The 7,048-nt window shown below is 68.3% G+C and carries 7 protein-coding genes; 1 reads left to right on the forward strand and 6 read right to left on the reverse strand.

Annotated elements, in window-relative coordinates:
• Nucleotides 1-163: 163 nt before the first annotated feature.
• The 5 genes from HY68_RS02105 to HY68_RS02125 are packed head-to-tail and all read right to left on the reverse strand — an operon-like array spanning nucleotide 164 to nucleotide 5,938.
• Nucleotides 164-970 (reverse strand): ABC transporter permease, encoded by an 807-nt coding sequence (locus tag HY68_RS02105; protein WP_041983838.1) that lies wholly within the window; start codon nucleotides 968-970, stop codon nucleotides 164-166.
• Nucleotides 970-1,911, reverse strand: a complete 942-nt coding sequence (locus HY68_RS02110) for an ABC transporter permease (protein WP_041983840.1) — start codon at nucleotides 1,909-1,911, stop codon at nucleotides 970-972. Before HY68_RS02110 ends, HY68_RS02105 begins: the two co-directional genes overlap by 1 nt.
• Complete coding sequence (locus HY68_RS02115; RefSeq protein WP_041983841.1) at nucleotides 1,908-3,092, reverse strand: ABC transporter ATP-binding protein; 1,185 nt, start codon at nucleotides 3,090-3,092, stop codon at nucleotides 1,908-1,910. Before HY68_RS02115 ends, HY68_RS02110 begins: the two co-directional genes overlap by 4 nt.
• A gap of 56 nt (nucleotides 3,093-3,148) precedes the next feature.
• Nucleotides 3,149-4,396, reverse strand: coding sequence for a spermidine/putrescine ABC transporter substrate-binding protein (locus HY68_RS02120; RefSeq protein WP_041983844.1), 1,248 nt, complete (start codon nucleotides 4,394-4,396; stop codon nucleotides 3,149-3,151).
• Between the two features lie 24 nt (nucleotides 4,397-4,420).
• Nucleotides 4,421-5,938 carry a gamma-aminobutyraldehyde dehydrogenase gene (locus HY68_RS02125; RefSeq protein WP_041983846.1) on the reverse strand — a complete coding sequence of 506 codons (1,518 nt, stop codon included), beginning with the start codon at nucleotides 5,936-5,938 and terminating at the stop codon, nucleotides 4,421-4,423.
• A 175-nt stretch (nucleotides 5,939-6,113) separates the two neighbouring features.
• On the opposite strand from HY68_RS02125, the gene HY68_RS02130 reads away from it, so the two are divergent.
• Nucleotides 6,114-6,635 carry an NADAR family protein gene (locus HY68_RS02130; protein WP_078863389.1) on the forward strand — a complete coding sequence of 174 codons (522 nt, stop codon included), beginning with the start codon at nucleotides 6,114-6,116 and terminating at the stop codon, nucleotides 6,633-6,635.
• Between the two features lie 39 nt (nucleotides 6,636-6,674).
• Here HY68_RS02130 and HY68_RS02135 read toward each other — a convergent pair.
• A partial coding sequence (locus HY68_RS02135) for a DUF4190 domain-containing protein (protein WP_198533193.1) occupies nucleotides 6,675-7,048 on the reverse strand: 374 nt, incomplete at its 5' end.

The raw sequence follows: 7,048 nt of genomic DNA on the forward strand, positions 1-7,048 counted from the left end.
GGCTGGACGTCGGCGAGGGCGGCCGCGTGTGCTGATGTGTCCGTACGCGCGGTGGTACGCGCGGTCGTTCGCATGGCACCTGGGGCCATGTCTTCCAACTCCTTCAGGGGTTGCTCAGGGATTGCTCAGGGTTTGCTCGTGGCAGGAACCGCACGCCGGGCTCTCACGCGGTGGCGGCGGTCTTCTTCCTGCGGTTGCTGATCAGCTGTCCGCCGACCACCAGCGCTACGGCAATGATGAACATCGCCGTGCCGATCACGTTGATCTGCACCGGCGTGCCGCGCTGCGCCGACCCCCAGACGAACATCGGGAACGTCACCGTCGAGCCGGCGTTGAAGTTCGTGATGATGAAGTCGTCGAACGAGAGCGCGAACGCGAGCAGCGCGCCGGCGACGATGCCGGGCGCCGCGATCGGCAGGGTGACCCGGACGAAGGTCTGCACGGGCCCCGCGTAGAGGTCGCGCGCCGCCTCCTCCAGCCGGGGGTCCATGGACAGCACGCGCGCCTTGACGGCCGTCACGACGAAGCTGAGGCAGAACATGATGTGGGCGATGAGGATGGTGACGTAGCCGAGCTGCGCGCCGAGGTTGAGGAAGAGCGTGAGCAGCGAGGCGGCCATGACGACCTCGGGCATCGCCATCGGCAGGAAGATCAGCGAGTTGACCGGGCCGCGGCCGTGGAACCGGTAGCGGACCAGCGCGAACGCGATCATCGTGCCGAGGACGGTCGCGGTGAGGGTCGCCCAGACGGCGATCTGAAGGGAGAGCCCGAGGGAGTCGCAGAGCCCGGCGGCGCCGCAGGGGGACTTCCAGGCGTCCAGGGAGAAGTGCTGCCAGGCGTAGTTGAACCGCCCCGCGGGTTTGTTGAACGAGAAGACCATCACGACGACGTTCGGCACGATCATGTAGGCGAGCGTCAGCACGCCTGCGATGACGACCAGATTGCGCCTGATCCAGCGGGTCGCTGCCATCAGAGAAGCTCCTCCGTCCCCGCACGGCGGATGTAGAAGGTGACCATCCCCAGGACCACGGCCATGAGGATGAACGACAGGGCCGCTGCCGCCGGATAGTCGAGGACCCGCAGGAACTGCGACTGGATGACGCTGCCGATCATCTTGGTGTCGGCCGAGCCGAGCAGTTCCGCGTTGACGTAGTCGCCGCTCGACGGGATGAAGGTGAGCAGGGTGCCGGAGACGACGCCCGGCAGGGAGAGCGGGAAGGTGACCTTGCGGAAGACGGTGAAGGGCCTGGCGTACAGGTCGCCCGCCGCTTCGTGGAGCCGGCCGTCGATGCGCTCCAGCGAGGTGTAGAGCGGCAGGACCATGAACGGCAGGAAGTTGTAGGTGAGTCCGCAGACCACCGCCATGGGCGTGGCCAGGACCCGGTCGCCGGTGGTCCAGCCGAGCCAGCTCGTGACGTCGATGATGTGCAGGTTGTTCAGCACGGAGACGACCGGACCGCCGTCGGCGAGGATCGTCTTCCAGGCCAGGGTGCGGATCAGGAAGCTGGTGAAGAACGGCGCGATGACGAGGACCAGCAGCAGATTGCGCCAGCGGCCCGCCCGGAAGGCGATCAGATAGGCGAGCGGGTAGCCGATCAGCAGACACAGCACGGTCGCCGTCGCGGCGTACAGCAGGGAGCGCAGGAACTGCGGGTAGTACTGCTGGAGCACGTCCCAGTACGTCTGGAAGTGCCAGGTGACCTGGAAGCCCTTCTCCAGCGAGCCGGTCTGTACCGAGGTCGAGGCCTGGTAGACCAGCGGCGCCACGAAGAAGATCAGCAGCCAGAGGATGCCGGGCAGCAGCAGCCAGTACGGAACGAGCCGCTTGCGCCGGGAGGCCTTGCGTACGGGTGGCTCCGCGTCGGAGAGCGGGGGTGTCGGCGCGGCGGGCGGCGCCGCCGTGGCCGTCACGCCGCCTCCTCGTCGACGGTCTTGACGCCCGCGTCGCGCACTGTCCCGGCAAGCACGGACTGGTCGGCGTCCAGTCCGAAGGTGTGTTCCGGGTTCCAGTGCAGGACGACCTCGGCGCCGGGTACGAGCCGGCCGTCGCGCTCGATGTTCTGCGCGTACACCTCGAACTCGGAGCAGACGGGGCTGTCGATCACGTACTGCGTCGAGACGCCGATGAAGCTGGAGTCGACGATCCGCCCGGTGATCCGGTTGCGGCCTTCGGGTACGGCGCCGGCGTCGTCGGCGTGGGCCAGGGTGATCTTCTCGGGGCGTACCCCGACGAGCATCCTGTCGCCCGCCGCGCCTGCCGCCGAGCTGCGTCCCGCGGGGAGCAGCAGTGTGACGCCGCCCGTCGTGACGACGAGATCCGTGCCGTTCTTCGCCGTCACCTCGGCCTCGATGAGGTTGGAGGTGCCGAGGAAGTTGGCGACGAAGGTGGTCCTGGGGTTCTCGTACAGGTCGGCGGGGGTGCCGAGCTGTTCGACGCGGCCCGCGTTCATCACGGCGACCGTGTCGGCCATCGTCATGGCCTCCTCCTGGTCGTGCGTGACATGGACGAAGGTGATGCCGACCTCGGTCTGGATGCGCTTGAGTTCGAGCTGCATCTGCCGGCGCAGCTTCAGGTCGAGGGCGCCGAGCGGTTCGTCGAGCAGCAGCACCTGCGGGCGGTTGATCAGCGCGCGGGCGACGGCGACGCGCTGCTGCTGGCCGCCGGAGAGCTGGTGCGGCTTGCGCTTGGCGAAGTCACCGAGCTGGACGAGGTCGAGCATGTCGGCGACCTGTTGCTTGACGGACTTGATGCCGCGGCGGCGCAGCCCGAAGGCGACGTTCTCGTAGATGTCGAGGTGCGGGAAGAGCGCGTAGCTCTGGAAGACGGTGTTGACGGGCCTGCGGTAGGACGGCAGGTCGGTGACGTCCTTGTCACCGAGGAAGACGGCGCCCGTGGTGGGTTCCTCAAGGCCGGCGATCATGCGCAGGGTGGTGGTCTTGCCGCAGCCCGAGGCGCCGAGGAGCGCGAAGAAGGACCCTTCGGGCACGGTCAGGTCGAGGGGTCGGACGGCATGGAAGGAGCCATAGGTCTTGCTGATCCCGGCGAGGCGGACGTCACCGCCGCCGCGGCTGGTGGATGCGTTCTCTGTCATGGATAACGGTCCCGGGGCTAGAGAAATGGACGGGCGCTCGTACGGCAGTGGCCGGGTCAGGCTCCGATGAGGTTGGAGAACTTCTGCTCCAGCGACGTCTCTTCCTTGTTGCTCAGCGAGCGGAAGGCGTGCGACGTGGTCTGCATCTTCGCGTCCGGGATGATCAGCGGGTTGGCGGCCATCGCCTTGTCGATCTTCGCCAGTTCGGGGCCCACGCCTTCGCAGGGACAGACGTAGTTGATGTAGGCGGCGAGCTGGGCGGCCACCGTCGGCTCGTAGTAGTAGTCCATGAGCTTCTCGGCGTTGGTCTTGTGACGTGCTTTGACCGGGACCATCATGTTGTCGCTGGAGATCATGTAACCGGAGTCGGGTATCGCGTACTTGATGGCCGGGTTGTCGGCCTGGAGCTGGACGATGTCCCCCGCCCAGGCGACGCAGGCGGCGATGTCGCCCTTGTCGAGGTCGGCGGTGTAGTCGTTGCCGGTGAAGCGGCGGACCTGCTGGCTGTCGACGCCCTTCTGCAGCCGGGCTGTCGCGGCGTCGTACTGGTCGGTGGTGAACTTCGCCGGGTCGACGCCCATGTCGAGCATGGTCATGCCCATGGTGTCCCGCATCTCGGTGAGGAAGGAGACCTTCCCCTTGAGCTTCGGGTCCTCCAGCAGCTGGGAGACGGAGGTGACGGTGCGGCCCCCGGTCGCCTTGGTGTTGTAGGCGATGACCGTGGGGATGCCCGCCCACGGGTACGAGTGGGCCCGCCCGGGGTCCCAGTCGGGGGTCCTGAACTGCTGGGTGAGGTTGGCGTAGGCGTGGCCCAGGTTCGACGCGTCGAGGGTCTGCGCCCAGCCGAGTCCGATGATGCGGCCGACGAGCCAGTCGGTGAGGACGATGATGTCGCGGCCGATGTCCTGGCCCGCGGCGAGCTGCGGCTGGATCTTGCCGAAGAACTCGTTGTTGTCGTTGATGTCCGTGTTGTACGTGACCTTGATCCCGGTGCGCTTCGTGAACGCCTCAAGGGTCGGGTAGTGCTTGTTGTCGTCCGTGACGTCCATGTACTCGGTCCAGTTGGAGAAGGTGATCTTCTTCTCCTTGGCCGAGAAGTCGGTCGACGCCGGACCGCCGTCCTCCTTCTTGGCCGCCGGGATCCCACAGCCGCTCAGCGCGGCGAGACCGCCGATGCCGAGCGCGCCTGCCCCGCCGGCACGCAGCACCGAGCGGCGGGTGAGGGCACCCCTGCCGGTCGTCAGATGGCGCTGGATGGCCTTCAGCTGTACAGCGGACAGCGGGTCGGACTCGTACTGCTCCATGCGCTGTGCCCTTTCGGGTGAGAGTTAAGGACGGTCCCCGAAGATCGTGCGGTGCCAGTCCTTCCTGGGTACCGCGGTGTTGTCGTACATCACATGTTTGACCTGTGTGTACTCCTCGAACGAGTACGCGGACATGTCTTTTCCGTAACCACTGGCCTTGTATCCGCCGTGCGGCAGGTCGCTGATGATCGGGATGTGGTCGTTCACCCAGACACAGCCGGCCTTGATCTCCCTGGTGGCCCGGCCCGTGCGGTAGACGTCGCGGCTCCAGACGGAGGCGGCGAGACCGTACGGGGTGTCGTTGGCGAGCCGGATGCCCTCGTCGTCGGCGTCAAAGGGCAGCACGACCAGCACGGGACCGAAGATCTCGCTCTGGACGATCTCGCTGTCCTGGGCGGCTCCGGCGATCAGGGTGGGGAGGTAGTAGGCGCCGTTCGTCAGCTCGCCCCGCGGGGCGGCGCCGCCGGTGACGATCCGCGCGTGACCGCGGGCCCGCTCGACGAAGCCGGCGACCCGGTCCCGGTGGGTGTGCGAGATCAGCGGGCCGAGGTCGGTCGCCGGGTCGAAGGGGTCGCCGAGGCGGACCGTCCCCATCAGCTCGGCGACACCGGCCACGAACGCGTCGTACAGCGGGCGCTGTACGTAGGCGCGGGTGGCGGCTGTGCAGTCCTGGCCGGAGTTGATCAGCGATCCGGCCACGGCTCCGTTGACCGCGGCTTCGAGGTCCGCGTCGTCGAAGACGAGGAAGGGCGCCTTGCCGCCGAGTTCCAGATGGAGGCGCTTGACGGTGCCGGTGGCGATCTCGGCGACGCGTTTGCCGACGGCCGTGGAGCCGGTGAAGGAGGTCATCACGACATCGGGGTGGCCGACCAGGTGCTCGCCGGCGTCGCGGCCCGCGCCGCTGACGATGTTGACGACCCCGTCGGGCAGTCCGGCCCTGCGGGCGGCCTCGGCGAACATCAGCGAGGTGAGCGGGGTGATCTCGGCGGGCTTGAGGACGATGGTGTTGCCCGCGGCGACGGCAGGCAGGATCTTCCAGGCGGCCATCTGGAGCGGATAGTTCCAGGGCGCGATGGAGCCCACGACACCGATGGCCTCACGGCGTACGTACGAGGTGTGGTCGGCGCTGTACTCACCGGCGGACACCCCTTCGAGATGGCGCGCGGCGCCCGCGAAGAAGGCGGTGTTGTCGACGGTGCCCGGTACGTCGAACTCGGTGGAGAGCTTGATCGGCTTGCCGCACTGGAGCGACTCCGCGTACGCGAAGTCGCCGGCCTCTTCGGCGAGTACGGCGGCGAAGCGGTGCAGCGCGTCCGAGCGTTCGCCCGGGGTGGCGCCCGCCCAGCCGGGGAAGGCGGCGGCGGCAGCGGCGACGGCGGCGTCCACGTCGGCGGTCGACGCCAGCTCGTAGGAGAGGACCGGCTCGCCGGTCGCCGGATTCACCACGTCCTGGGTACGCCCCGACGTGCCGGGTCGCAGCTGCCCGCCGATGAACTGCGCGCCGGCGGCGAAGCGTTCCTGCACCTGGAAGGGGTCGACCATTGCGCTCTCCGTTGTTCCGGCTCCGGTTGAGTGCCGATCCTGGCAGAGGACATTAGTCTCAACAAGGGATTCCGTTGTTTCCTTTTGATTACGCGACGGAATCGGTGGACCATGTGTCGCGCGGAGCCGCCGATCGGCGTACGGAGTGTCAGTGGTGACCGCCAGAATCGCGTGTATGGGGAGCACGTATCTGTATTTCTGGGGGCACACACCGCGCGCGGACGGCACGCTCGACCGGTCCTGCCTGAGTCAGTGGTGGCCGTCGCCCTTCACGGTCGGCGGGGTGCGGTACGCGACGGCGGAGCACTGGATGATGGCGGCCAAGGCGCGGCTGTTCCAGGACCCGGCGGCCGAGCGGCGCGCGGTCGAAGCGGCCAACCCGGCGCTGGCGAAGAAGGCGGGCCGGCTGGTGCGCGGGTTCGACGAGAGCGTCTGGGAGCGCGAGCGGTACGGGATCGTGCTGGAGGGCAGCGTCCACAAGTTCGGCCAGGACCCGGCGCTGCGCGCCTTCCTGCTGGCGACGGGCGAGCGGATACTCGTCGAGGCCAGCCCGATGGACCGGATCTGGGGCATCGGACTGGCCGCCGACGACGAGCGGGCACTGGACCCGGAGCGCTGGCGCGGGCTGAACCTGCTGGGTTTCGCACTGACGGAGGCGCGGGACCGGCTCAGGAGCGGGAGCGGGGCTCCGGTCTGAAGCGGATCAGCCGGATCAGCGGGCCGGCCGGAGCGGGGCTCAGCGCGGGACGACGAGTGAGGTGTCGTACGTCGGATAGCGGTCCGTCGAGTCCCGCTCGTTCTCGTCCTGGTTGCTCGCCCAGATGACGAAGACGAGGAAGACCGTGGCGAACACCACACCGACGGCGCCGAGGATCATGCCGGCGAGCGCCACACCGCCGTTGCTCGCCACGCCCTTGCGGGCCCGGGCGCGGCCGAGGATGCCGAGGGTCAGCGCGAGGCCGCCGATGAGGATGTCGACGCCGACGAGGCAGAAACCCACCACGGAGATGATGCCGAGCACCAGCGCCGCCGTGCCCATGCCGTCCCTGTTGCCCTGCTGCGGACCGAGCTGTCCGTAGGCGGGGTAGCCGGGATAGCCGTAGGCGGGGG

Source organism: Streptomyces sp. AcH 505, assembly GCF_000818175.1.
In the GTDB taxonomy this organism is placed as follows: domain Bacteria; phylum Actinomycetota; class Actinomycetes; order Streptomycetales; family Streptomycetaceae; genus Streptomyces.

Bases quoted from the DNA above. Each gene is read 5' to 3' on its own strand.
- HY68_RS02105 (WP_041983838.1), bottom strand. From the start codon at position 970: ATGGCAGCGACCCGCTGGATCAGGCGCAATCTGGTCGTCATCGCAGGC.
- HY68_RS02120 (WP_041983844.1), bottom strand. From the start codon at position 4,396: ATGGAGCAGTACGAGTCCGACCCGCTGTCCGCTGTACAGCTGAAGGCC.
- HY68_RS02115 (WP_041983841.1), bottom strand. From the start codon at position 3,092: ATGACAGAGAACGCATCCACCAGCCGCGGCGGCGGTGACGTCCGCCTC.
- HY68_RS02125 (WP_041983846.1), bottom strand. From the start codon at position 5,938: ATGGTCGACCCCTTCCAGGTGCAGGAACGCTTCGCCGCCGGCGCGCAG.
- HY68_RS02130 (WP_078863389.1), top strand. From the start codon at position 6,114: ATGGGGAGCACGTATCTGTATTTCTGGGGGCACACACCGCGCGCGGAC.